Below are 24,738 nucleotides of genomic sequence, written 5' to 3' on the forward strand. Positions count from 1 at the left end.
GAGACAACGGCGCTTGCAGCACGATAAATCCGCTGCTTAACTGAAATCCAGGTGCGCCAGACCCTCCTTAAGTCAGGCAGCCATCTGTCTCAAAATACATGACGACGGACACTATTTGACCGGTGTGACAGGCCCCGCAGGAAAGGGTTACGAACAGCGGCTGAGGCAGCAAATAGTCGATTTCTCCAACAGGATTGCCCTCACTGTCCACCGGACGGCCCTGGCTACCTGTTACCCCGAGCCCGCGTGGCAATATTCTGTCCGGAAGCGCCGGATCCGGAAACAGACCAAACTGCCCAAATTTTTCCTCAGGCAGCCCCCAGATCTCGGGAGCGAGGTCCGGCAACAGCTTCATCAGGACGAGCGGAGTTCCAACGAACCCGTTGCCCGCATTCACGAACCAGGCATGGCCGATCGGATCGGCCTGCCTGTTGCGGTCGATCTCGTCTGAACAAAGTTGCCGCAGCTGGTCCCATTGCAGACCAGGGTCGGCCTTCATGGCTTCGGAAAGCGACAGGCGCGACGAACAACTGGTCTCCGCTACCGCCTCTGACGGCATGAGAGCAGTTGCGGCCAGGAGTGAGACAGAAAATGCAGCAAGAGGCCGCAATGCAAATAACTTGAGTACCATGAATCCTCCTGCGATTACGTCTGTCGCGCAGCGTTCGCCAGTATCTTCCCAAAGCCGGGTGAGTGTCGGATATCGCGTTTGCGTGCCGTGGAGCGCGATGATTTTGCCGACCCTGCAGTGGTTGCTCCCTCGCTCACCAGCGACGTCTGCGAGGTCTCCCGCAGGCCGCTGGCGTTCGCAAGAGACGGGACTTAGGGCTTCAACGCTTCCTTGATCGTCTTGTCAAACCGGGCGGCAATCTTCACGAAACCCTCGTTGGTCGCATGGATCTCGTCATTCCAGTCGGTCACCTTGGGCAGAGCACCCCTGCAATCGACAACCCAGATCCGGGTTTTCATTGACTGCCCCGCCAGGCCTGAAAGCATGACGTAGAGCTCGTCCACCAGGAACTTGATGATGTTCCGGCGCAGGTTGTCGTTCTTGATGTTCCGGTCATCGAGCGGCTCGCCCAGCCATTCGTTGTTCGCCGCGTAGCTCGGATTGCGCGGGTCGTTGTTTCCAAAGGGGTAAGGGAACGCGTAGTCGTAACCGTGAATGATAATCGGCAGCTTTGCGAAGGAGGAATCGGCCCGGACGTCGGTAATCATCTTTTTGTAGGCGGTTCTCAGAAAATCGAGCTTGTCCTTCAAAACCCCGTGGTTGATGTGCCCCTGGACGTCGCTGGTGTCGCCGTTGAAGGGTCGAATAAGCTCATATAGCGCGGCAACCCCGGTTACTGGATCTTCGCCGATAATGTCATTTCCGGCGGCTGAAAACAGAAACGCTTTCACGTGGTCCCTGACTTGCCGCAAGGCGGCCATGTATTCGCGGCCGCCGTCCTTGAGCGGTCCATGCACCATGTTTTGCGCAGTATCGCCGGCCGCTCCGACAGAGTAGATGCGGTATTTCGGTCCGAGCTGGTCGATAACCTCTTTGATAAGCAGCGGAAACTGGAACCAGCTATCCCCTTCCGATACGAGAACCGGGGTCTTTTCACCGGAGTTCAACCGGTTCAGGAAGGTTCTCCGGCGCCGCCAGCGGGCCAAGCCATTGCCGATGGCCATGGCGTTTTCCATCTGCACCAGGTCATCCGACATCTCGACCTTTTTCGGGTCGGGCACCAGTCTGAAATCGAATCCACCTTCACCTTGTACAATTTTCGAATAACGGAGAATTTCTTCGTCGGCTGAATTCAGGTCGGTCAAAATTTCGTAATATCGGGCCAAAGAAATTTTAGGCATTATCCCCTCCACTTAACATCACGTAAAAAAGAAGTTGCTATTTATGCGTTAATTTTTAAACTTTTTAAACACATCACTTAAGGGAATGCAACTCATGGGTATAAAGATCGAAGCCCTTGGTGACCACGAGATGGAGGAGGCTATCGAGCGCTACAAAAAGCGCGCGTCGATCATTCAAAGGGCAATTTCGGACGCTCAGGACGGCAAGATCTCTTCAGCTGTGAGCAAGGAGCGCAAGGAACGATTTCTCGAGCGTCAAGGCTTTCTCAAAGTCGACTCGCCGGACGCACTGAAGATCAATCTCGAGGCGGCGATCGGAAAGACAGATGACATCGTTTCCATCGAATTTCTGGAAGCCGGCCTGCTCGCTGCGAAACCCGTCGGCAGGGTTACTGTATCCGGAGGCCTTTTGTTCGGGTCAGGATTTCTGGTCGGCGAAGGGCTTTTCCTGACCAACCACCACGTCCTCCCGACAAAGAAGCTCGCCGAACAGAGTGTCGTCGAATTCAATTATGAGGAACACAAATTTGGAACGATGCTGCCTTCAGCAGAGTTCTTTATCGAGCCGGATCGTTTCTGGATGTCTAGTAAGGAATTTGATTTCACGCTCGTTGCGCTTAGTCCATTCGACATATCCGGCGTCAACGTCAAATCCTTCGGCTGGCACCCGCTTCTTGGTGAAGGAAAGATCCTTGAGGGCATGCCGGTGAATATCATTCAGCACCCAGATGGAGGCTACAAGTCGATCGCAGTCCACAATTCCTATTTCCTGCTTGCTCAGAACGGCACGGAAAGCGAACAGTTCTGCTGGTATACGGGCGATACCCGCAAGGGAAGTTCCGGGGGACCGGTCTTTAACAAGGCATGGGAAGTCGTCGCCCTGCATCACAAGGCAGTGCCACGCGTGAACGAGCAAGACGAAATTCTGGACACCAATGGCGATCCGATCAGCAAGACGGACTTTGAGAAACGTCCATGGCTAGCAGATTATGTGGCCAATGAAGGCATTCGCGCCTCCCGATTGTTGGCCGCAATCACGGAAGGGAAGCTTCCGAACAAAAACCATAAGTATTTGCGGGAACGGTTGCTTAGGCTTTGGTCGTCGCACGCTGCAAAATCTTTGACAATGCGATTTAGAGGACTGAGCTCTTCTTAAAAATGCTTGTTTCAAATATATTAATTTGTAGAAGTTGAGACTTGATCTGACATCTCGGTTTTCAAGCTGAGGGTTACCGGCTTTGATGGTTGTGACCAAACAATCATCTCAAGCCCAAAAGGTAACCCTCATGTACGAGAGTAACGAACGGATCATCAAACACTGTTCCCCGTCAGCAACCATGAGACATATCGGCGAAATTGCTTAAGGAGGGTCTGGCGCATCTGGATTTCAATTAAGCAGCGGATTTGTCGTGCTGCAAGCGCCGTTGTTTCATGGTCCTCCTTTTGGTCTTTTCCCGTTCGAGCAGGATGATCTGTCCGCGACCTGTGTAGACATCGGCCGGGGTGAGATTTTTCAGGCTCTCGTGATAGCGGTGATGGTTGTAGTAGCTGCGCGATCCCCTCACGCCGACACAGCTCGGCGATCGAATACTCCCCACGCAAGCCTTCCAGTACAATGCAGATCTTCTCCTCCGCCGAGAATTTGCGCCGGGTCTTGCGGCGAATGTCTTTCACATGTTTTTCGGCCGATCCTTCCGGCCCGGATTTCTGTCTCATCTTCGCTCCCTTGGCGGGCTACGATGTGCCAGAAATCCTCCTTAAGCAATTTCGCCGATATGTCTCATGGTTGCTGACGGGGAACAGAGCGGATGCCAAGGCATCCGTGCAGGCCTCTTCGGATACAAAGAAGGGAAGAGTTTTATGGTGTCAGCGTCCCAATTCGGAGTCGGGTTCGTCACAGTCTGCATCAGTGGCTTGATGGAGAAGGGTCGCGAGCGGATACCGACCGACGAGATTCAGACGATCTTCCCCACTCCGGACGAGCGAGCCGCTGCCGTAATAAAAGCAGAGGGAGCAGCAGCAGTGTGCAGTGGTTCGCACACACAAATTCCTCGAGAGCGCGTTGCTCTTCGCGCGATAGCTTTTGCGGAGATTCGCCGGACCGAGCGGCAAAGCGTAATGCCTGCTCCTGCATTGTTGGGCGAGCTACTGTATTTCCAGAAAGTTGCTGCAGCGCTTTGTTTGGTAAGTCGAAGGTTTCTGCTAGGCGGTAAGGCGCGCCATATCTGCACCTATGTCTTCAAAAAGGTTTACCTTCCCGCCAACTATGCCGGTGCCTAAAAAGGTGCTGTAGACACTGTAAACTGGAGCCGTTGACACCCGTGCGATCTCGGTAGCGACGTCTCGAGGAATGAACTTCTGACCGTCGGCATCCTCCAAAACCGTGAGAACAATCAGAATGGTATTCTCGCCAAGGTCTGAAGCAGCTGTCTTGAACTGAGCCAGGGTCAGTTCCGAGAGATACTCCACTTCAAGCCCTTCGAAATTTGGACCCATCATCTTGTGAGCGCGTTCCAGCCATTCATGGTCGTAAGGCGCAGATCCAGTAATGACGACAATCCGGTTTGCATCTGGATGCAATGTTTTTGCAAGGCGAGCGGTCTCTCTAACGTCGAATTTTCTGACGATCGCGTAAACGTTATCCGGAAGGCCTTTGTCTTTTACTCTGGCTTCGTTCACACCGCCCAAAACGATTGGCACGTTACGCCCCAGTCGTTCGCGCAACTCGAGTGACATGTCGAGTGATTTCGAGCCGACGGCAACAATCGCATCAATCGAAGTATCGCTATATTTCTCAGTGAGAAATGCCGACAATTTTTCTCTGAAACCCGCCGACGTGAAGCGGATGAGATCCAGAAACTCGCTGTAAAACTCGGTAGCGACCGGCTGTGCGACCTTAAGTTCGGAAAAAAAGCCGGAAAAAATTTCTCGAGTTGCCGGGATTGTGCTTTCGGTCTCGTAGAGGACAAGCACTTTGTGAGCGCGCTCTTGTGCATTGATGCCGGTGCTGATCAAAACCACGCAAGTGAACAGAAACGAAACGAGCTGCACCCTCCCTGCAATTCTCGATTTTTTTTTCATAGTTGCCCTTTGGTCCAACTTACGCTACGAGACTTCAAAGGTTTTTACTTTCGCAGATGTCCGCTCACATCAAGCATTCGCATTTGATTTCAGACAGATAACAAGCCGATTTTATAACAGCTCTTGATTTCAAACGAATTGATGAAGCTCAAACAGTTGAACAAGAAGCGGGCCAAGTGATCAGAAATGACGAATGGAGTATTGGCTATGAATACACGATCCATGCCCACTCAACGACCATCGAGACCAAGAGCGGTCGCGGGTGTCCTCGCCCTGGCTGCCGCGTTCAGTCTATCGGTTTCCGCCGCTGCCCTTGCGCAGGAAGCACAAAAACCGAACATTCTCCTGATCGTCTCCGACGATACGGGATGGGGCGACCTCGGCCCCTATCTTGGCGGGGAAGGGCGCGGCATGCCCACCCCGAATTTCGATCAACTCGCCAGCGAGGGCATGACCTTCACCAATTTCTATGGCCAGCCGAGCTGTACGCCGGGACGCGCCGCGATCCAGACCGGCCGCATTCCCAACCGGTCCGGCCTGACCACCGTGGCCTTCCAGGGCCAGGGAGGCGGCCTGCCGAAGGCGGAATGGACACTTGCCTCGATGCTGAAGGAAGGCGGCTACAAGACCTATTTCACCGGGAAATGGCATCTGGGAGAATCCGACTACGCCCTGCCCAATGCGCAGGGCTACGACGTGATGAAATACGCGTTCCTGTATCACCTCAACGCCTACACCTATCCGGACCCGGCCTGGCACAAGAACATGAGCCCGGAGCTGCGCGAAATGTTCACGAAGATCACGACCGGGTCGCTGTCCGGAAATGCGGGCGAAAAGGCCAAGGAAGACTTCAAGGTCCTCGGCAACGAAGACACGCCTGACAAGGGCAAGGTCGGCATCCCCTATCTTGACGGCTATGTCGAAAAGGCAGCCTACGAGTTCCTCGAGGACGCCGCGAAGGACAAGGACACACCGTTCTTCATCAATGTCAATTTCATGAAGAACCACCAGCCGAACCTGCCGCACCCCGATTTTGTCGGCAAATCCATTTCCAAGTCCGACTATGCGGACTCGGTGGTCGAACTCGATGCACGGGTCGGCAACGTGGTGAAGAAACTGGACGAGCTCGGCCTCTCCGACAACACTGTCGTGTTCTATACCGTGGACAACGGCGCCTGGCAGGACGTTTATCCGGATGCCGGCTACACGCCCTTCCGCAGTACCAAGGGCACGATCCGCGAAGGCGGCAGCCGCGTACCGGCCATTGTCAGATGGCCTGATCATGTCAAGAGCGGCACCGTCAGTCACGACATCCTGGGGGGCCTCGACCTGATGGCAACCTTCGCCTCTGTCGCCGGCATCGACCTGCCCAAAGAAGACCGGGAAGGCCAGCCGATCATCTTCGACAGCTACGACATGACCCCGGTCTGGACCGGTGAAGGCAAGTCCAAGCGCGAGGACTGGTTCTACTTCACCGAAGACGAGCTGACACCCGGCGCCGTGCGCGTCAACAACTTCAAATATGTCTTCAACCTGCGCGGTGACGACGGTGCGCAGACCGGTGGTCTGGCTGTCGATACCAACCTCGGCTGGAAAGGCGCCTCGAAATATGTCGCCACCGTGCCACAGGTGTTCGATCTGCTTGCCGATCCGCAGGAACGCTACGACATCTTCATGACCACCTTCACCGAAAGCACCTGGGCGGTCGTTCCGGCCAACGATGCGGTCAAGAAACTCATGAAGACTTACGTCAAGTATCCGCCGCGCAAGCTTCAGAGCGAGACCTATTCCGGCCCCGTCACCATCACACAGTACCAGCGCTTCAAATGGGCGAAAGACCAGCTGGAGAAGGACGGGTTCAGCATCGGCATGCCGACCGGCAATTGATACCTTCAACAACCAGTGTCCGTCCCGCAGAGATGCGGGGCGGACCACGTTTTTCGACCGCAAAGAAGCCGGAGTAAATTGAAATGGAAGCCATGCCTTTTCTTCGTGTCATCGTATCCTGCGTTGCCGGTGTTGTGTTCAGCGTCTCTGCGGCATGTGCCCAATCCGACCCTCTACCTTCCTGGAACGAGGGCGCTAACAAACAGGCAATTGTCGACTTCGTCGAAGCCGTCACCACGGAAGGCGGGGCAGACTATGTGGCACCCGGCGACCGGATCGCCACCTTCGACAATGACGGCACACTGTGGGTCGAACACCCGATGTATATCCAGCTCGCCTTCGCGCTCGACAGGGTCAGAGCGATGGCGCCCGACCATCCGGAGTGGAAGACCACCCAGCCGTTCAAGGCCGTGCTCGACAACGATCTGGAAACTCTCGGCAAGGCCGGTGAGAAGGGGCTGCTGGAAATTGTCGGCGCGACCCATGCCGGCATGAGCACGGATGAATTCGAGCAAATCGTCTCCGAGTGGATCTCGACCGCAAAACATCCGAAGTTCGACAAGCCGTATACGGACCTCGTCTACCAGCCGATGCTCGAGCTGATGGATTACCTGCGCGCCAACGGATTCAAGACCTTCATCGTGTCCGGCGGCGGTATCGAATTCATGCGCCCCTGGACCGAAGAGATCTACGGCATCCCGCCGGAACAGGTCGTCGGCTCGTCCATCCAGACGGACTACAAGGTCATCGACGGTGTCCCGACCCTGCAGCGCTCGGCCAAGATTGCCTTTATCGACGACAAGGAAGGCAAGCCGGTCGGCATCCTGACCCATATCGGCAAACGCCCCGTCGCGGCTTTCGGCAACTCCGACGGCGACTACCAGATGATCCAGTACACGACCGCCGGGGACGGCAAGCGGCTGGGCATGTTCGTTCATCATGACGATGCGGATCGTGAATACGTCTATGACCGGGACACCCATTTCGGAAAACTCGACAAGGGGCTGGATGACGCCTCAGGGGAAGGCTGGCACATCATCAGCATGAAAAACGACTGGAAACAGGTCTTTCCGGAGTGACCGGTTCGAACAGTTCTGAGTTTAAGGGAGACACCAGCATGCAGCGGATACTTACGGGACTGTTCCTGAGCGTGTTTCTGCTCTTCGGTTCGGCCGGCCTGAGCCTTGCCCAGACCGATCCGCTGCCATCTTGGAACGACGGCCAGACAAAGCAGGCCATCATCGATTTCGTTGACGCCGTGACGACGGAAGGCGGTCCGGACTATGTCGCTCCGGACGACCGGATCGCCACCTTCGACAATGACGGCACGCTGTGGGTCGAGCAGCCCATGTATGTGCAGCTCGCCTTTGCGCTGGACCGGTTGAAGGACCTGTCCTCCCAGCATCCGGAATGGAAGGAGCGCGAACCTTTCGCCTCTGCCCTCTCAGGCGGGATCAAGCTGCTGGATGAATTCGGAGACAAGGGCGTCCTCCAGATCGTCGCCGCCACTCATGCCGGCATGACGACCAAACAGTTCGATGCCATCGTCACCAACTGGATCGCAACCGCCAGACACCCGGAGACGGGTATGCTCTACACCTCGATGATCTATCAGCCGATGCTCGAGCTGATGGACTATCTGCGTGCAAACGACTTCGAGGTGTTCATCGTCTCCACTTATCTTCAGCCCTTCCTGTCCTACACGACAAAAGACGCCTGGACATTCACGTTGAATTCGGAGGCCACCTACAACTGGACATCGAACGAGTGGTCTGTTCCGCTCAATGCCATGGTCTCGAAACTGGTCACGATAGACAAACAGCCGATCAGCTTTCAGGCCGGTGTCAGATATTATGCGGCGAGTTCCGACAACGGGCCGGACGGGTTCGGGGCGCGGGCAGCAGTGACGTTTCTCTTTCCAAAATAGACGGAAAACCAGGAATTGGGATCAGGCTTCTTGAACATGTCTTTCGTGAAAGGATTTCCGGCGGTCATCGCGCTGCTTTTCTTCGCCGCAAGTGCAACTGCCCAAGTGGATACGAAGGACCATCCTGCCTATCTCGGCAGTGCCGTTTGCACAAGCTGCCACAAAGCGGAAGCGGCAGCGTGGCAAGACTCCCACCACGCCAAAGCCTGGATGGAACCGGGGCCGGAAACGGTCGATGGTGATTTTGACGATACTGAATTCACCGCCCGCAACCGGACCACGCGGTTCTATACCGAAAACGGTGATTATTTCATTGAAACGGAGGACGTACCTGACGGGCCGAAGACCCTTAAGGTCATCGGTGTTGCTGGCATTGCCCCACTCCAGCAATACCTGGTCGAGACCGAACCCGGGCGCATCCAGTCCTTTGACGTGGTCTGGGACCAGGAGCAGAAGCGCTGGTATCATCTCTATCCGGATCAGGAGCTGAAACCGGCGGACGGGCTACACTGGACGGGGCCCTACAAGAACTGGAACGCCCGCTGCGCCGAATGCCACGCGACCGGATTTCAAAAGAATTACAGTCAGAGAGAACGGAATTATTCCAGCGAGCAGGTGGAAATCGGTGTCGGTTGCGAGGCCTGTCACGGACCTGGCGAGGCGCATGTTTCATGGGCCGATGATGAGGAAACCTACGCGGCGAGCCCCTTTCCGGGAACAGGCGAGACTGGCCTCCTGATCGATTTTACCGACGCGCTCCCGGAAACCGAAATCCAGCAATGCGCCGGCTGTCACTCAAGACGGGAAGCGTTCGAGGACGGCAATACGTTGCCGGGAACGCCGTTTTACGACGCCTACCGGCTCTCCCTTCTGCGCGCGGGGCTTTATCACGCCGACGGCCAGATCCTAGACGAGGTCTATGTCTACGGTTCCTTCTTGCAGTCGAAAATGTACGCCAACGGGGTGCGCTGCACGAACTGCCACGAACCGCATGGCAGTCAGCTCAAGGCGGAAGGAAACGCCATTTGCACCCAGTGCCACTCCCCGGCCGGCAACGAAGCCTTCCCGACCCTAACGAAAAAGCTCTATGACGACCCGTCTCATCATTTCCACGAGGTGGCCACGGCAGGTGCGGAGTGCAAGTCCTGCCACATGATCGAGCGGACCTATATGGGGATCGACAGCCGGCGCGATCATTCCTTCCGGGTGCCGCGCCCGGACCTGTCGGCCCGGCTGGATACGCCGAATGCCTGCAACGACTGCCATGCGGACAAACCCGCGGCATGGGCGGCGGCGGAGCTTGAACAGCGCTTTCCGGACAGCGCACACCGGGGACCTCACTTCAGCGAAGTCTTTGCCGAAGCGCGACAGAGCACAGGAGTGAGATCCGGCGATCTGTTGTCGATTGCACAACAGACGTCGCTGCCCAGCATCGTGCGCGCGTCCGCCCAGGAACTGCTTCTGCCCTCGGCGACGCCCTCTCTTGCCGGGGACGCGGCCGAGCTCATTCAGGATCCGGATCCTTTGGTTAGGGCCGCTGCCGTCGCCTTGCAGCAACAGGCGCCGCTGCCTGACAGAATCCAAAGGATAAGTCCAGCCCTGAACGATCCCGTCAAGGCCGTCAGGCTCGCGGCGGCCCGCCTGGTCGCCACTGCCAGGGTTGCCAACCTGCCGGACGCGCTGTCGCAAGCGGCGGCCAAGGCAACCGGCGAATGGCAACAATCTCTGGCCAACAAGGCCGACTTTCCCGAAATCCATATGGTGCTCGGTGGCACGGCCCTCGTCATGCGCAACGCGCCAGCGGCCATTGCCGCTTTTGAGGAAGTCACGCGACTCGACCCGCAACTGGTCAACGCCTGGGTCATGCAGGTGCGCATCAGGCTGGCAGTCAGGGACATGGCCGGCGCGCAACTCGCCCTGCAAAAGGCGTTGTTGGCAAATCCGGGCGACCCAACCCTTGAACAGTATAAGGCGCAATTTCGATGAATTTTCACGGACGTCGAACCAATCCAGTCGGCATCGCACTAAAAGACAGGTGTGACCGGGCGCGCTATCCGACTCCTGAGCACAAGGTGGCAATAATGCTGAAGACACATCTTTCTAAAGCGGCAATGGTCCTCGGCTGCCTCCTGTTCCAGAACCAAGCACAAGCGGCAGACCTGCCAAGCGCTTCAGCTCCGGATCCCGCCCCGGACGTTCGCATCGAACGCGCTTGGAAATTTGTCGTCGCACCCTATCTTCTCGCGCCGACAATCCAGGGCGACTCTCGCATCGGACGCTTGCCGTCGACCTCCCTTGACGTTTCTCCCGGGACGATTTTCGAGAACCTTCAATTCGGCGCCATGGGACATTTCGAGGCGCTTTATGACAATCGCTTTGGTGCCACCCTGGATATGGCCTACATGGATCTGGGCAAGGGACGCACCTTCCCGCGGGTTGGCGGAACTGTCGATGCGGGGGTCAAGCAACTCGTCACCGAAGCGTTTTTCGGCTACCGGTTCTGGCATCAGGACCGGAACTGGGCCGAAGCCTATGCCGGCGGGCGCTGGTGGTACAACCAGCTGAAGGTCACGGCCAACACGCCAGCCAACACCTTCACCCGAACAATCACAGAACAGTGGATTGACCCCGTCATCGGTTTGCGCGGGCAGGTATTCGTTGCACCCAAATGGTCTCTTTACGGCAGTGGCAATGTGGGTGGATTCGGCCTTGTTTCCGACTTCACCTGGGGGCTTCAGGGCGGTGTCGGTTACCACTTCAACGACAGGGTTGCCCTGCACCTACAGTACAAGGCCACAGGCGTCGACTATGACAACGACAAGTCGGGCACATCGGCCTTTGCCTACGACACCGTCACCCACGGCCCGATGATGGGCGTCGCCATCAGTTTCTAGTCATCGGGGGCAAGCCGGAACGAGACATTCTGGAAAGCGATCTTGCGGAGCTTTCTGATTTCTTTTCGATGCACTCAAGAGGTGTCTGGCCGATCTGCCCAGGATCTCCGTCAGTGTGGACCCTAACCACCAGCTAGGAGGATTTGATCATCATCAATGAATACACGCTTTGGAAATCTCATGCATTTTTGTGAGTGCCTCCAGTCCGAAGGCAAAGCCGATGGACGACCAGTACACCTGCATCTCAGGGGAAGGAACCAACAATGAGAATACGATTTAGACATTTGGCTGCGCAGCTGACCGTGTGCGCCGTTGGGGCTCTTGCCCTTGCGGGGGCTCCGGCTCAGGCGCAGGAAGCAGAAAAACCAAACATTCTCGTTATCTGGGGGGACGATATCGGCCAATCCAACATCTCCGCCTACACGATGGGGCTGATGGGTTACCGCACCCCCAACATCGACCGTGTCGCCGACGAAGGCATGATCTTCACAGACTATTACGGCGAGCAGTCCTGCACCGCCGGCCGTTCGTCCTACATCATGGGCCAGAGCGTGTTCCGCACCGGCTTGTCCAAAGTTGGGCTTCCGGGTGCGGATCTCGGCATGCAGGAAGAGGATCCGACCATTGCCGGACTTCTGAAGGCTGAAGGCTACATGACCGGTCAATTCGGCAAGAATCACCTGGGCGACAAGGACGAACACCTGCCGACCAATCATGGTTTCGACGAGTTTTTCGGTAATCTCTATCACCTGAATGCGGAAGAAGAACCGGAGAATGAGGACTATCCGGGTGATGTTGAACTCGCCGACGGACGCACGTTCCGCGAAGCCTTCGGTCCGCGCGGTGTCCTGAAGTCGTCCGCGGACGGCAATATCGAAGACACCGGACCGCTGACGAAGAAGCGCATGGAAACGGTCGACGATGAAACCGTCGCTGCGGCCATCAACTTCATCAAGCGCGCCAATGAACAAGGCAAGCCCTTCTATGTCTGGTGGAACGGCACACGCATGCATTTCCGCACCCATGTCGGCGACGACATGCGTCAGCGCGCCAACGAAATCGCGGGCCATCACGTGGATGAGTATTCCGCTGGCATGATCCAGCACGACCTGCATGTCGGCCAATTGCTGGACGTGTTGGATGAACTCGGCATCGCCGACAAAACCATCGTGCATTACTCCACCGATAACGGCCCGCATATGAACACATGGCCGGATGCCGCCATGACTCCGTTCTGGAGCGAGAAGAACACCAACTGGGAAGGCGCCTGGCGCGTGCCCTCGATGGTGCGCTGGCCAGGCGTGATCGAGCCTGGATCCGTTTCCAACGAGATCATGCACCACATGGACTGGTTGCCAACCTATCTGGCGGCGGCGGGCCGTCCGAACATCAAAGAGGAACTGAAGGAAGGCGGCGTCCAGGCGATCGGTCGCGAATACAAGGTTCACCTGGACGGTTACAATTTCCTGCCCTTCTTCAAGGGTGAGGAAGACAAAGGCCCCCGTCACGAGATCTTCTATTTCTCTGACGATGGCGACCTGACCTCTCTGCGCTACGACGAATGGAAACTCGTGTTCATGGAGCAGGAGAAATGGGCGACCTTCCGGGCATGGATGCAGCCTTTCACGGAATTGCGTGTTCCGCTGATCTTCAATCTGCGCCGCGACCCGTATGAGCGATCCTACAGGACTTCCAACACCTACTATGACTGGCTGATCGACCGGGCCTATCTGCTGGTGCCTGCCCAGCAATATGTGGGCAACTTCCTGGCAACCTTCCAGGAATTCCCGCCACGCCAAAAGGCTGCGAGCTTCTCGCTCGAACAGGTCATGGACAAGCTGACCGTTCCGAACGTGAACCAGTAAGGGAAAGCGTTTTTGTAACAGATGGACGACCGGGAGCTTTTTACCGGTCGTCCAGGAAACATCGATGCTTGATCGTCCCCGAGTGGTGGTCGGCACGTTTCTCACCCTCGTTTTATAACAGGACCCTGCGCCATGAGCAGTCCGGCAACTCCTCCCCGTGACCAGATCCTCGAACTTCGCACCCGCATGGGAAAAACCATCATCGGCCAGCGGGATGTGATCGACCGCCTTCTCATCGGACTTCTGGCCAACGGCAACCTGCTGGTGGAGGGATTGCCTGGCCTCGCCAAGACCCGCGCGATCAAGGCTTTGGCGAAAAACCTTGAGGCCGACTTCAGCCGCATACAGTTCACGCCGGACCTGTTGCCCTCCGATGTCACTGGAACGGAGATCTACTATCAGGCCGGTGCTCAGTCGGAATTCCGCTTCGAGCCCGGCCCGATCTTCGCCAATATCGTGCTTGCCGACGAGATCAACCGGGCACCCGCCAAGGTGCAGGCGGCGCTTTTGGAGGCGATGGAGGAGCGCCAGGTCACGGTCAGTGGCAAGACACACAAGATGGAGCCGCTTTTCATGGTCATGGCGACTCAAAACCCCGTGGAGCAAGAAGGAACCTATCCGCTGCCCGAGGCGCAGATGGACCGGTTCCTGATGCACGTCCTGATCACCTACCCGCCGGTGGAAGACGAGGTTGAGGTCATCCGGCTGGTGCGCGGCGAGGAGATTGCCGCTCTAGTGGCACCGCAGCCTGGCGGTGAGCCGCAATCCGAGGCCGACATTCCCGGCGATGCGCCGATCTCTCAAAAGGCAATCTTCGATGCCCGGCAGGAAATCGGCGCCGTTCACGTTTCGGAGGCAATGGAGCGCTATATGGCGGATCTGGTCAATGCAACAAGGTTTCCCGACGGGTACGGCGATAACCTGAAACGATGGATCGAGATCGGCGCTTCGCCCCGCGCCTCTCTCGCGCTGGACAAGTGTGGCCGGACCCATGCATGGCTCGCCGGGCGAGACTATGTCGATCCCGAAGATGTCAGGGCGATCGTACCGGATGTCTTACGCCATCGGCTCGGTCTGACTTTCGAAGCCCAGGGGGAAGGCATCGGGCCGGATCATGTCGTTGCCGAACTGACCGCGCAGGTTGCGCTGCCCTAGGGAGGAAAAGGTCTTGCGCGACAGGGCTGCCCGCATCCGAAATGGACTGACTGGACGCACGCCCGGCCAGGGCGAACCGGACCGGCGCGTACGCATAGACCGGGCTCATCTGATGTCGCTTGAAGGTAAGGCCCGCGGCCTGACCTTCCTGCCGCGCCAACCGGCGCGCAGTATTCTCAACGGCAGGCATGCGTCCCGACTGCGCGGCCGGGGTCTCAACTTCGAGGAACTGCGGACCTATCTGCCTTCCGACGATATCCGCTCGATCGACTGGAAAGTGACCGCACGGACCGGCGAACCGCATGTGCGTGTGTTCACCGAGGAGCGGGATCGTCCGGCCCTGATTGTTGTCGACCAGCGCATGTCGATGTTTTTCGGTTCGGAACGGAACATGAAGTCGGTCACGGCGGCCGAATGCGCCGCCCTTGCCGCATTCCGGATATTCGACCAGGGCGACCGGGTCGGCGGCATCGTCTTCGGTGACCAAGCCATTGCCGAAATCCGGCCGCGGCGCAGCCGAACCGCTCTCAATTCGTTTTTGACCGCCTTGAGCGATGCCAACAGCCTGTTGAGCGCAGACGCGCCTCCGGTCGACCCCATGCCGTTGAACCGCGTACTGGACGCGGTCGCGCGGATAGCCCGGCGCGATCACCTGATCCTCATCTTCAGCGATTTCGACGAGGTCGACGCGACAACACAGCGGCATGTGGCCGGTCTTTCGAAGCACAACGACCTCGTGCTCGGACTCGTCTCCGACCCCTATGCCAAGACCCTGCCGGCAGGCGTGCGCATCGTGGTTTCGGACGGCAGCCTGCAAGCGGAGATCGACACGGGCGACAGGACCGTTCACGACCGGCTGCGCGATATGGCAGGGGGACGCCTTGCAGAAATCCTCGACTGGCAGCGGAAATACGGCTTTCCGGTGATCCCCCTGTCCTCTGGCGAGGACAGTGTCCAGCAGATGGCCCGGCTCCTGGGGCTGGCAGGAGGACGCCAATGACCAGTACCGCTCCGGATCCGCTCAATCTCGTCGACCTCCTCGACAGTCTCGTTGAGCCGGCAGACCCGCCGCCGATCTCCATGATGCCGCAGACCTGGGGCTGGGCGGTGCTGGTCGCGCTTCTCGTGCTGACGGCGCTCGTTGTGGCGATCGGTCTTCTGCGACGCCATCACGCCAACGCCTATCGCCGGGAAGCGCTTGTCGAACTGAAACAGCATCCAGACGATCCCACCGCCATTGCACGCATCCTGCGCCGCACGGCGCTCGCGGCCTATCCGCGACAGCACGTGGCGGGACTGACCGGTGAGCGCTGGCTGTCCTTCCTCAGTCGCACCGGGCGGGATTGCCCGTTTGAGGGAGAGGCAGGCCGAACCTTGATCAGCGCGCCTTACCGCGACACGCCACCCGGTCCTGAACTGAAGGATCTGGCCGAGCGATGGATACGGTCTCATTTCCGGGAGACCGGAACATGATAAGCCTTGCGTTTCCCTGGGCGCTTCTGGCCCTGCCTCTTCCGTTTCTGATTTTCCGGTTCCTGCCGCCGCATCGGGAAAAGGTGCCTGCGCTCCGGTTTCCGTTCTTCCGCCGCATCGCGCAAACCGCCGGAAGCACGCCGGGACCGGGCGCGGTGGTGCTGTCCCGTTCACGTTTGCAGATGTTCACCTCGGTGCTGGTTTGGTGTCTGCTCTGTTTGGCGATCGCCCGTCCGGAACGCATCGGCGCGGTGATAGAGGAGACCCGCTCGGCACGCGATGTGGTCCTTGCCATCGATATATCCGGCTCGATGGATACCCGGGATTTTAGCACGCCGGACGGACAGCCGAAGCAAAGGCTCGCCGCCGTTCGCGACGTGGTTGACAGTTTCGTGTCCGGCCGCGAGAGCGACCGCATGTCTCTGATCGTGTTCGGCACCAAGGCCTATGTCCAGGCGCCGCTGACAGAAGACCTTGAAACCATCACGACATTGCTCGGACAGACGGAAGTCGGCATGGCCGGCCCGCATACGGCGCTCGGTGATGCCATCGGTCTTTCTATCCGCACCTTCGAGGCCAGCGATATCGATCAACGCCTGCTGATCCTACTCTCCGACGGAGCCGACACGGGCAGCCGCATGAGCCCGGTCAATGCAGCCGAAATCGCCGCCGGCAAGGGCATACAGATCTACACGGTCGGTGTCGGCGATCCAGAGGGTTCCGGCGAAAACCGGGTTGACCTGCCAACACTTCAGGAGATCGCGCGCAGGACGGGTGGCGAGTTCTTTTTCGCCGATGATGAGGCAGGTCTCACGGACGTCTATGACCGGATCGACGAACTCACACCAAGGCAAACACAGACGCTCTCCTACCGTCCGAAATCGAGCCTGGCCTATCTGCCTCTGGCCGCTGCCGCGATCCTTGGAATTGCCGGACTGCTTTTTCTCGCTTTTCCGCTTCACCGCAGGAGGCCGGCATGAGCGAACTGGAATTCATCCTTTCCGAACTGTATTTCCTCCGGCCACTCTGGCTGGTCCTCCTGCCTGTCCCGGTGCTCGTATGGTATTGGATCCGCCGCCGCGCGACGCGGCGAGGGCCGGATCTGGCAGGCATCGCTCCGCATCTGCGAGACGCCTTGACAGTGGGAAGCGGTCACAAGCGGCGCATTCTGCCTATCGACGGTGTGGTCTTGGTGATCTGCCTTGCACTGATCGGCGCGGCTGGCCCGACCTGGTCGCGCCAGCCCGATCCCTTCGTTGCACAGACAGCACCCTTGGTGGTCGTCCTGAAGGTGACACCGTCAATGACGGCCGACGATGTCGCGCCGACGCGGCTTGAGCGCGCGAAACAGAAGATCCTCGACCTGCTCGCCCTTAGAGCCGGTGCGCGAACGGCTCTGGTCGCCTATGCCGGCAGTGCCCATTCTGTCTTGCCGATGACAAGCGATCCAAATGTCATGAAGCCTTATCTGGAAGGCCTTTCGCCGGACATCATGCCCCAGGAAGGCGCCAATTCCGGCGCGGCTCTGGACCTGGCGACCGGAATTCTGGCGTCGGGCGAAGCGGGAAGGACCGGCGGGGCCCTCCTGTTCGTCGCCGATGCCATCGACACGGTGGACCTGCCCGCACTGAACGCCGCGGCCGGCGATGGCGCGGCGCTCGGCCTGCTGGAGATGCTTCCGGACGGTGCTTCCGATCCCGGGATAGAGGGCCTCGACGGCTTCAAGGTCCGGGTCACGCCCGATGATGGCGACATACGCGCTCTCGACCGGTCGCTCAACAGCGACTTCCGGCGTTTGCTCAACGAGACGGGCACCCAGCCCTGGGACGATAGAGGCTGGCTGCTGGCCTGGCCCGCTGCTCTGCTGACGCTTGTTTGGTTCCGCCGCGGCTGGACCATGCGCTGGTCGGTCCTGATTCTTGCGGCGGGACTGATGACCGGCGCGCCGGACCCTGCGCGTGCCGGTGTCGCCGACTGGTTCCTGACGACCGACCAGCAGGCCTGGCTGGCCTACCGGGACAAGGATTTCGGAAAGGCGGCGGAACTCTTCACCGATCCTATGTGGAAGGGCCGCGCGCAATACCGTGACGGACAGTATGAAGCCGCCGCGCAGACCTATGACCGCCTGGAGACCCCCGAGGCGGCTTTCGCGAAAGGCATGGCCCATATACGCAGCCGCGGCTATCGCGATGGCATAGCCGCCTTCGAGGAAACGCTGGCGCTGGACCCGGATTTCCCCGGTGCGGAAGACAATCTTCGCATCGCCCGGCAGATCCTGGATTTCGTCGAGACCGCACGCGAAGAGTCTGACACAGGCGAAGAACGGGGCATTGGAGCCGACGACATCGTTTACGACAATGAGGCCAAACGCGGTGTGGAAACGAAGATCAGCGAGGACGCAAAGGGTGGCCTGCTGACCGCAGATCAGTGGATGCAATTTGTCGACACGCGCACAGGGGACTTCCTGCGCCAGCGTTTTGCGATAGAGGCGGCACAACAATGAGGGGATTGTCGCGTTCTACACTTCTTGCCGTGTTGGTGCTGGTGATGGCCGCTGCCGCGGCAATGGCGCAGACCACACCTGTCGTCCAGGTCGAGTACGATGAAAACCGGACCATTCCCGGACAGTTCCTGACCCTGAGGATCACGGTCCTGGTGCCGACCTGGATGCCAAAGCCGATTGCCTTCCCGCCGCTCGATGCTCCGAACATACGCGTCCGCCTGCCGGACCAGGCCACCGCTCCAACGAGCAAAAGGATCAACGGAGATGAATGGTCCGGCGTCACCAGGCGTTATCTGGTCTCGCCAATGGCACCTGGCCGGTTTTCATTGCCAGAAGGTGCAATTGAGGTGAGCTATGCCGATCCCGACGACACATCGCAGGTAATCAAGGCAAATCTCGTGCTCCCGGCACTTGAAGTTGAGGGCCTGGTGCCTGAGGGCGCTGAGGATCTGATGCCCTTCATTGCAGCAAAGGGACTGACGCTCGAACAGGCGGTGTCCGACCCAGTTACGGACCTAAAACCAGGTGACAGCATCCGGCGCACGGTCACGGCCAATATAAGCGGTGCTTCGCCGATGATGCTTCCACAGCTTATGGAGCCGCCGCAAATCGTCGGTTTTACCACTTATGAAGATGAGCCGGTGTTGGCGGAAAGCGAGGATCGCGGCGTCATTTCCGGGTCGCGCACGGAGACACAAACGTTCATGGTCCAGGGCAACGGCAACGGCACGCTCCCGGGCATCGAGCTGCGCTGGTACAACATCGCTTCCCAAACCGTCGAGACGACCTCGCTCGACCCGGTCGAGGTCTCGGCGACAGGTGCAACCGTCACCGCCCGGGATCTGGTTCTCCGGGACAATCCCGCTGTCTGGCTGCTGGGGAGCGCCGGACTGATCGTACTCGCGATTGTTGTCTGGGCTGCCGGTCCGGTGCTGGTCCGCGCCGTCCGGACCCATCAGGAGCGCTTCAGGGCCAGCAAGGCTTATGCCCGAAAGACGGTCCTGAAGGCCATTGCCGCACATGATTACCCTGCCACGGTCGCAGCGTTGCAAACATGGGTCGAGCGACCTCCCGAAACCAGCAGGACGGATCGGCAGGACGTCCGCGACGCACTCCGCGCGATCAGTGCACAGCGCTACGGTGGAGCAGGTCTAGAGAGCACGGCTCGGGACTGGCAGACACTGGCCGAAAGCATCCGCCGGGCGGGGCACCATACGGCCGAAGCGGACCATGGTGCACTGCCTGCACTCAACCCATAACCATCAACTCTCCGGCTGGGAAAGCCTCTACCACCGCTGGAAACTTGAAATGCAGACTTACATTCCAGCGGTAGCTTGCAAGTCAGTTCGAAGAGCAGTGAATTCCTAAGCGTTGTGGCCATCGGCGCTTTTACCAATCCAGCATGCGACGGCGTCGTTTCCTCGCCCTTCACAGTTCGTCTAACAATATAGGGAGCGATTTGTTTGTCTTAGTTGGAAATGAATACGCCTTGTCAGTAGTAGTTCAACGCATAAATCTTAGCATACACTAGGTATCCTCAGCGCTGGCGACTTGACATGCCACTGGGTCGGATGACTGCTTTGGTTGTTTAACGATTGAATGCCGACAGTCCGCTCCCAGCGCCAGTCCAGTCGTTCGTTCCGACCGCAGCGAATTCACACTTCCCGCCCTCTATCGACATTTGCCCGCCTCGCAACGAACGGCAGTTTTCAGAGTCAGGCTGAGATACGGCGAACGACCGTAGTGGGGACGCAAAGCGGTCGTGTTCAGAAATTGCTGGCGAGGATGCATGTACTCGGGGCTTCAGTACTTAGACCCAGCATCCACGCGACATCGGCGCGACAAAATGCGTGTAAATGGCGGCTTTGCGAGACACTACTACGGACTCTGACTCCGTTAGTCCTGGTTTAAATCCAGGTTCTCCAGCCAACTCTTTTTCTGTAAGTCTTTGATTTAGCGTCACTCGATCCTGTTTCGTGATCCTCCGGTTTTCTAAACGTAACGGCGGACCACTTCAAAGGGGAGGATCAAGCTAGTTCAAAGGTCGTGCGGGGCGCGGTCTTTTGTTACGGTGAAAACAAGGCTCCGCAATGCGGGACGATACGGTATTGCGCGGCGGCTGCGCCAAGGTCTGCTTCTGTTGGTTTTGTTCACGCGTCTTGTGTCTGTATTCGAGCGTGCCTCTTTAAAAAGTCCTGAACCTCGGCGACAGTCGCGCGCACACCGGAGAAAAGCTCAACATAATGCTGGACGCGCGCAAGGCGCTCTGTTGGGTTTTCACGCACATCCATCGAGATGTACCCGATCTGTGAGTAAATCACGGTCATTCCGCGAACCTCTGATTGTTCCTTGGAGTATCCAAATCGCTCGAAAATCTGTGACACGGCGGTGATACGCTCTGTATCGGCCTGATCGATCTTGGCTTGAAGCGCGGAGTTTGTGCGCCCCCAGTTGCGGATCGCCAAATCGAGGGGGGCATCAAAAAGCGTGCGATCCAGCCAACAATCCATCAGGTTTAACAAGGCCTCGGACACAGAGGCCGCATCTCTGCGGCACATGGCAACCAAATTACCGGTGTTCTTGTCCTCCCATCGCTCGATCATCGCGCCATGCAGGGCGGCTATGTCATCGAAAAACCAATAGAAACCAGTGCGGGTCAGGTTCAGGCGGCGTGCCAATGTCATGACTTTGACCGCCTCTATGCCGTCTGAAATCAATACGTCATAGGCGGCTTCGAGCCAGATGTCCCGGGAGCCACGCTGCTTTTGAAGGGTGTCTGTTGCCATCCGGAAATGATCTGACGACTTGACATATATGTAAAGACCCGCTTTCTTGACATCAGTGTCAAGTTTTAGCCCGAGGATTTCTAATGGCGACCGATCCGCTCCTCCAGCCTTTCCAACTCAAGCACCTCACATTGCGTAACCGGATCATGACAACGAGCCATGAACCGGCCTATCCTGAGGATGGAATGCCCAAGGAGCGGTATCGGGCCTACCATGCCGAGCGTGCCAAGGCTGGGGTTGCGCTAACGATGACGGCAGGCTCCGCTGCGGTCTCCAAGGATAGCCCTCCCGTATTCAACAACATCCTGGCCTATAAGGATGAGGTGGTTCCGTGGATCCAAAGCCTGACGGATGGTTGCCACGAACATGGCTGCGCAGTGATGATCCAGCTGACGCATTTGGGCCGCAGAACGGGGTGGAACAAAGGCGATTGGCTGCCTTCTGTCTCGCCTTCGAAACACCGCGAACCTGCGCACCGGTCTTTCCCGAAGCGGATTGAAGACTGGGACATTGATCGGATTATACGAGACTTTGCCGATGCTGCCGAACGGATGCAGGCAGGCGGCATGGACGGAATAGAATTGCAGGCTTACGGCCACCTGCTGGATCAGTTCTGGTCGCCTCTGACGAATGATCTGGTTGGGCCATATGGTGCAGACACACTTGAAAACCGACTGCGGTTTCCAATGGATGTTCTGGCCGCAATTCGCAAACGCGTCGGGTCCGAGTTCATCATTGGCCTGCGGTACACAGCGGATGAGGCGCAAAAAGGTGGCATCACGGAAGAAGAAGGGCTGGAGATTTCGAAACGGCTTGCTGCAACGGGCCAGGTTGACTTCCTAAACGTGATCCGGGGGCGGATCCACACGGATCCCGCGATGACAGATGTGATCCCGGTCCAAGGTATGAAAAGCGCGCCGCATCTGGATTTTGCAGGCCGGGTCAAGGCCGCTACCGGCATGCCAACCTTCCATGCCGCACGCATTCCCGACGTCGCAACGGCGCGCTATGCGGTGCAATCAGGCCAGCTGGATATGGTTGGCATGACAAGGGCGCATATGGCAGATCCGCATATCGTCCAGAAAATCGTGGAAGGACGTGAGGACGATATCCGGCCCTGTGTCGGCGCCACCTACTGCCTCGATCGCATCTACCAAGCGGGCGATGCGCTGTGCATCCACAACGCGGCGACAGGACGGGAACTGACCATGCCGCACGAAATTACGCCGGCAGACACGCCAAAGCGCGTTGTGGTGGTCGGTGCCGGGCCCGGCGGATTGGAAGCGGCGCGCGTTGCTGCCGAACGTGGCCATGATGTGACGGTCATCGAAGCGCAGTCAGATCCCGGCGGACAGGTTCGCCTGACGGCGCTGAGTGCCCGGCGTAAAGAAATGATCTCGATCATCGACTGGCGCATGTCACAATGCGCCGCTCGGGATGTTAAGTTCCATTTCAATCTCTGGGCCGAGGCGCAAGATGTGCTCGCGTTTGAGCCTGATGTCGTGATCATCGCCACTGGCGGCCTGCCCAATACCGAACTGTTTGAAACAGGCCAAGACGCCGATCATGTGGTCACGTCCTGGGACATTATCTCCGGCGACGTAAAGCCGGTTGGGTCTGTGCTGATCTATGACGAGGCTGGGGATCACGCCGCGTTGCAAGCCGCTGAGGTCGCGGCAGAGAGCGGATGTCAGGTCGAGATCATGACGCCTGATCGCACGTTTGCGCCCGAGGTCATGGCCATGAACCTTGTGCCCTACATGCGGTCTTTGCAGGAGAAGGATGTGACCTTCACCGTCACCCGTCGCTTGCTCGGCGTGGCGCGCGATGGCAATCGGCTGTCGGTGCAGATCGGAACCGACTACAGCGATCTTGTCACAGACAAAACATACGATCAGGTTGTGGTGAATTACGGCATCTTGCCGTTGGATGATTTGTACTTCGACCTTAAGCCACACAGCACCAATTTGGGCGAGGTCGATTACGATGACCTGGTCGCGGGCACATCCCAGTCGGTCTCACGCAATTCCGAAGGCACGTTCCAATTGTTCCGCGTGGGGGACGCGGTCTCCTGCCGCAATACCCATGCAGCGATCTATGATGCGCTGAGGCTGATGAAAGACATTTAAACGCAATAGAACAGACTGCCGCCGAGACGGCAGTTGACGTTCACGCAAAACGCAGCATCGATCAACTTGGGCCCGGAGCTGACCTTTGCTGCGCTCTGAACAAATGTTCAGAGCGCGGACGAAGGGAGACCTCGCTGCGTCTGCACCAAAGTCTGCAATTGGAGGTTCAACTGCGCGCCTTGGGTCTGCAAAGGTCGGGATCTGTTCAGTTGCAAGAGAGCCATGAAGGCAGCAAAACTCAATGAGCCGTCGCCTGAAAACGAAAATGCGAGAGATATGAGACACGACCCTGCCTCACGGGATTTGAAGGCGAGAAATTAGATTCGCGTCATTACCCACTTACGCTTTTCGAACAATTTTATACTTTGTTTTTCGCTTTATGTACAAGTTGAACTTTCTCTTGAATTAATATTTGTATTTAATTTACTTTGATTGTATTTGATTTTTTGCATATCGGATTCATTCTCCCTCAGGGTACTCCCACTAAGTGCCTTAGGGAAAGAAACGCATTGCGAAATACGGCGTCCCGCGAGTGGGATGCTGAGTTGAGGTTTTTTAAAAGGGTCCTGAAGATGAAATACAGTCTTCTGTCAGCGGTTTTCGCTGTGTTTGCTCTTTTGATGACGCCGATGTCCGCATCGGCTGTCACCTGGAGCGTTTCCAATGTGCCGGTCGGCACAACAGCTTTCGACAACCCGGTCGGCACTGAAATTGTCGGCGACGTCTATAACAACGTAACGGGTACGTATTCGGGTGTGCGCACGTCTCCTTGGGGCGACAGCACGTCTCCCTATTCTGCGGTTTCCGGATTTGGTGCGGTTGCATCCTACTATTTCGATAAAGCTCAGAACTCTCTGTCCTTTATCTGGGGCACCCCGGATGCGGATCCTTATGGCCGGAACACAGTCGCCTTATGGTATCAAGGGTCGATTGTTGCCATTCTGACCGCCTTTGATCTCGGTCTGTCTTTTGGCGACGGCACCAAGCTGGTGAACTTCGCCAACTTGAAATTCGATCAGGTCTATTTTGCCAATCTCGGCGCTCCGGCTTTCGAATATGCAAACATGCAGACGACACCGGTTCCCCTTCCCGCCTCAGCCCTTTTGCTGCTCGGCGGTCTTGGCGGTTTGGCTCTCACCCGTTTCCGCCGCTCATAATAACCCCGTAAATAGCCCACCTTTAGGACG

General features: G+C 57.8%; 19 protein-coding genes and 1 pseudogene. 15 read left to right on the forward strand and 5 right to left on the reverse strand.

Annotated features, from left to right (window positions below; genetic code table 11):
- Positions 1-67: 67 nt before the first annotated feature.
- A complete protein-coding gene (locus ACXAH0_RS20300; RefSeq protein ID WP_475194589.1) occupies positions 68-631 on the reverse strand; it encodes a hypothetical protein in 564 nt (187 codons plus the stop codon).
- 191 nt (positions 632-822) lie between these two features.
- Entirely contained in the window at positions 823-1,851 is a 1,029-nt protein-coding gene (locus ACXAH0_RS20305; RefSeq protein ID WP_475194595.1) for a hypothetical protein, read from the reverse strand.
- A gap of 94 nt (positions 1,852-1,945) precedes the next feature.
- Between ACXAH0_RS20305 and ACXAH0_RS20310 the strand changes: the two genes are divergently transcribed.
- Positions 1,946-3,007, forward strand: a complete 1,062-nt coding sequence (locus ACXAH0_RS20310) for a trypsin-like serine peptidase (protein WP_475194601.1) — start codon at positions 1,946-1,948, stop codon at positions 3,005-3,007.
- 395 nt (positions 3,008-3,402) lie between these two features.
- On the opposite strand, the pseudogene ACXAH0_RS20315 reads toward ACXAH0_RS20310, so the two are convergent.
- Positions 3,403-3,567, reverse strand: a pseudogene (locus tag ACXAH0_RS20315) (transposase); the annotation flags it as partial.
- A gap of 486 nt (positions 3,568-4,053) precedes the next feature.
- Positions 4,054-4,932, reverse strand: a complete 879-nt coding sequence (locus ACXAH0_RS20320; RefSeq protein WP_475194606.1) for an ABC transporter substrate-binding protein — start codon at positions 4,930-4,932, stop codon at positions 4,054-4,056.
- Between the two features lie 222 nt (positions 4,933-5,154).
- Here ACXAH0_RS20320 and ACXAH0_RS20325 point away from each other — a divergent pair, with 222 nt between their 5' ends.
- The 12 genes from ACXAH0_RS20325 (at position 5,155) to ACXAH0_RS20380 (ending at position 19,895) form a co-directional block, all read left to right on the forward strand.
- Positions 5,155-6,819, forward strand: a complete 1,665-nt coding sequence (locus ACXAH0_RS20325) for an arylsulfatase (RefSeq protein ID WP_475194609.1) — start codon at positions 5,155-5,157, stop codon at positions 6,817-6,819.
- A 92-nt stretch (positions 6,820-6,911) separates the two neighbouring features.
- The gene (locus ACXAH0_RS20330) at positions 6,912-7,898 is read left to right on the forward strand and encodes an HAD family hydrolase (RefSeq protein ID WP_475194615.1); all 987 of its coding nucleotides are present in this window, start codon (positions 6,912-6,914) and stop codon (positions 7,896-7,898) included.
- A 38-nt stretch (positions 7,899-7,936) separates the two neighbouring features.
- Positions 7,937-8,746 carry an HAD family hydrolase gene (locus ACXAH0_RS20335; RefSeq protein WP_475194620.1) on the forward strand — a complete coding sequence of 270 codons (810 nt, stop codon included), beginning with the start codon at positions 7,937-7,939 and terminating at the stop codon, positions 8,744-8,746.
- A 36-nt stretch (positions 8,747-8,782) separates the two neighbouring features.
- Positions 8,783-10,732 (forward strand): multiheme c-type cytochrome, encoded by a 1,950-nt coding sequence (locus ACXAH0_RS20340; protein WP_475194624.1) that lies wholly within the window; start codon positions 8,783-8,785, stop codon positions 10,730-10,732.
- A 95-nt stretch (positions 10,733-10,827) separates the two neighbouring features.
- Positions 10,828-11,640: a hypothetical protein gene (locus ACXAH0_RS20345; RefSeq protein ID WP_475194627.1), complete on the forward strand. Its 813-nt coding sequence runs from the start codon at positions 10,828-10,830 to the stop codon at positions 11,638-11,640.
- Between the two features lie 263 nt (positions 11,641-11,903).
- Positions 11,904-13,505, forward strand: a complete 1,602-nt coding sequence (locus ACXAH0_RS20350; RefSeq protein WP_475194629.1) for an arylsulfatase — start codon at positions 11,904-11,906, stop codon at positions 13,503-13,505.
- 132 nt (positions 13,506-13,637) lie between these two features.
- Positions 13,638-14,660, forward strand: coding sequence for an AAA family ATPase (locus ACXAH0_RS20355; RefSeq protein WP_475194635.1), 1,023 nt, complete (start codon positions 13,638-13,640; stop codon positions 14,658-14,660).
- A 13-nt stretch (positions 14,661-14,673) separates the two neighbouring features.
- Entirely contained in the window at positions 14,674-15,660 is a 987-nt protein-coding gene (locus tag ACXAH0_RS20360) for a DUF58 domain-containing protein (RefSeq protein WP_475194638.1), read from the forward strand.
- On the forward strand, positions 15,657-16,133 hold the full coding sequence (locus tag ACXAH0_RS20365) for a DUF4381 domain-containing protein (protein ID WP_475194643.1): 477 nt from the start codon (positions 15,657-15,659) through the stop codon (positions 16,131-16,133). Before ACXAH0_RS20360 ends, ACXAH0_RS20365 begins: the two co-directional genes overlap by 4 nt.
- Positions 16,130-17,113, forward strand: coding sequence for a VWA domain-containing protein (locus ACXAH0_RS20370; RefSeq protein ID WP_475194646.1), 984 nt, complete (start codon positions 16,130-16,132; stop codon positions 17,111-17,113). Before ACXAH0_RS20365 ends, ACXAH0_RS20370 begins: the two co-directional genes overlap by 4 nt.
- The gene (locus tag ACXAH0_RS20375) at positions 17,110-18,636 is read left to right on the forward strand and encodes a VWA domain-containing protein (RefSeq protein WP_475194653.1); all 1,527 of its coding nucleotides are present in this window, start codon (positions 17,110-17,112) and stop codon (positions 18,634-18,636) included. Before ACXAH0_RS20370 ends, ACXAH0_RS20375 begins: the two co-directional genes overlap by 4 nt.
- A gap of 5 nt (positions 18,637-18,641) precedes the next feature.
- Positions 18,642-19,895 (forward strand): hypothetical protein, encoded by a 1,254-nt coding sequence (locus ACXAH0_RS20380; protein WP_475194656.1) that lies wholly within the window; start codon positions 18,642-18,644, stop codon positions 19,893-19,895.
- An 891-nt stretch (positions 19,896-20,786) separates the two neighbouring features.
- Here ACXAH0_RS20380 and ACXAH0_RS20385 read toward each other — a convergent pair.
- On the reverse strand, positions 20,787-21,422 hold the full coding sequence (locus tag ACXAH0_RS20385) for a TetR/AcrR family transcriptional regulator (RefSeq protein ID WP_475173051.1): 636 nt from the start codon (positions 21,420-21,422) through the stop codon (positions 20,787-20,789).
- An 83-nt stretch (positions 21,423-21,505) separates the two neighbouring features.
- Here ACXAH0_RS20385 and ACXAH0_RS20390 point away from each other — a divergent pair, with 83 nt between their 5' ends.
- Positions 21,506-23,551, forward strand: coding sequence for an oxidoreductase (locus ACXAH0_RS20390; RefSeq protein WP_475194660.1), 2,046 nt, complete (start codon positions 21,506-21,508; stop codon positions 23,549-23,551).
- Between the two features lie 572 nt (positions 23,552-24,123).
- Positions 24,124-24,708 carry a VPLPA-CTERM sorting domain-containing protein gene (locus tag ACXAH0_RS20395; RefSeq protein ID WP_475194664.1) on the forward strand — a complete coding sequence of 195 codons (585 nt, stop codon included), beginning with the start codon at positions 24,124-24,126 and terminating at the stop codon, positions 24,706-24,708.
- Positions 24,709-24,738 lie beyond the last annotated feature (30 nt).

The sequence above is a fragment of the Roseibium sp. AWQ4_290 genome (assembly GCF_056160985.1).

Bases quoted from the DNA above. Each gene is read 5' to 3' on its own strand.
- ACXAH0_RS20300 (WP_475194589.1), bottom strand. From the start codon at position 631: ATGGTACTCAAGTTATTTGCATTGCGGCCTCTTGCTGCATTTTCTGTC.
- ACXAH0_RS20305 (WP_475194595.1), bottom strand. From the start codon at position 1,851: ATGCCTAAAATTTCTTTGGCCCGATATTACGAAATTTTGACCGACCTG.
- ACXAH0_RS20310 (WP_475194601.1), top strand. From the start codon at position 1,946: ATGGGTATAAAGATCGAAGCCCTTGGTGACCACGAGATGGAGGAGGCT.
- ACXAH0_RS20320 (WP_475194606.1), bottom strand. From the start codon at position 4,932: ATGAAAAAAAAATCGAGAATTGCAGGGAGGGTGCAGCTCGTTTCGTTT.
- ACXAH0_RS20325 (WP_475194609.1), top strand. From the start codon at position 5,155: ATGCCCACTCAACGACCATCGAGACCAAGAGCGGTCGCGGGTGTCCTC.
- ACXAH0_RS20330 (WP_475194615.1), top strand. From the start codon at position 6,912: ATGCCTTTTCTTCGTGTCATCGTATCCTGCGTTGCCGGTGTTGTGTTC.
- ACXAH0_RS20335 (WP_475194620.1), top strand. From the start codon at position 7,937: ATGCAGCGGATACTTACGGGACTGTTCCTGAGCGTGTTTCTGCTCTTC.
- ACXAH0_RS20340 (WP_475194624.1), top strand. From the start codon at position 8,783: ATGTCTTTCGTGAAAGGATTTCCGGCGGTCATCGCGCTGCTTTTCTTC.
- ACXAH0_RS20345 (WP_475194627.1), top strand. From the start codon at position 10,828: ATGCTGAAGACACATCTTTCTAAAGCGGCAATGGTCCTCGGCTGCCTC.
- ACXAH0_RS20350 (WP_475194629.1), top strand. From the start codon at position 11,904: ATGAGAATACGATTTAGACATTTGGCTGCGCAGCTGACCGTGTGCGCC.
- ACXAH0_RS20355 (WP_475194635.1), top strand. From the start codon at position 13,638: ATGAGCAGTCCGGCAACTCCTCCCCGTGACCAGATCCTCGAACTTCGC.
- ACXAH0_RS20365 (WP_475194643.1), top strand. From the start codon at position 15,657: ATGACCAGTACCGCTCCGGATCCGCTCAATCTCGTCGACCTCCTCGAC.
- ACXAH0_RS20370 (WP_475194646.1), top strand. From the start codon at position 16,130: ATGATAAGCCTTGCGTTTCCCTGGGCGCTTCTGGCCCTGCCTCTTCCG.
- ACXAH0_RS20375 (WP_475194653.1), top strand. From the start codon at position 17,110: ATGAGCGAACTGGAATTCATCCTTTCCGAACTGTATTTCCTCCGGCCA.
- ACXAH0_RS20385 (WP_475173051.1), bottom strand. From the start codon at position 21,422: ATGGCAACAGACACCCTTCAAAAGCAGCGTGGCTCCCGGGACATCTGG.
- ACXAH0_RS20390 (WP_475194660.1), top strand. From the start codon at position 21,506: ATGGCGACCGATCCGCTCCTCCAGCCTTTCCAACTCAAGCACCTCACA.
- ACXAH0_RS20395 (WP_475194664.1), top strand. From the start codon at position 24,124: ATGAAATACAGTCTTCTGTCAGCGGTTTTCGCTGTGTTTGCTCTTTTG.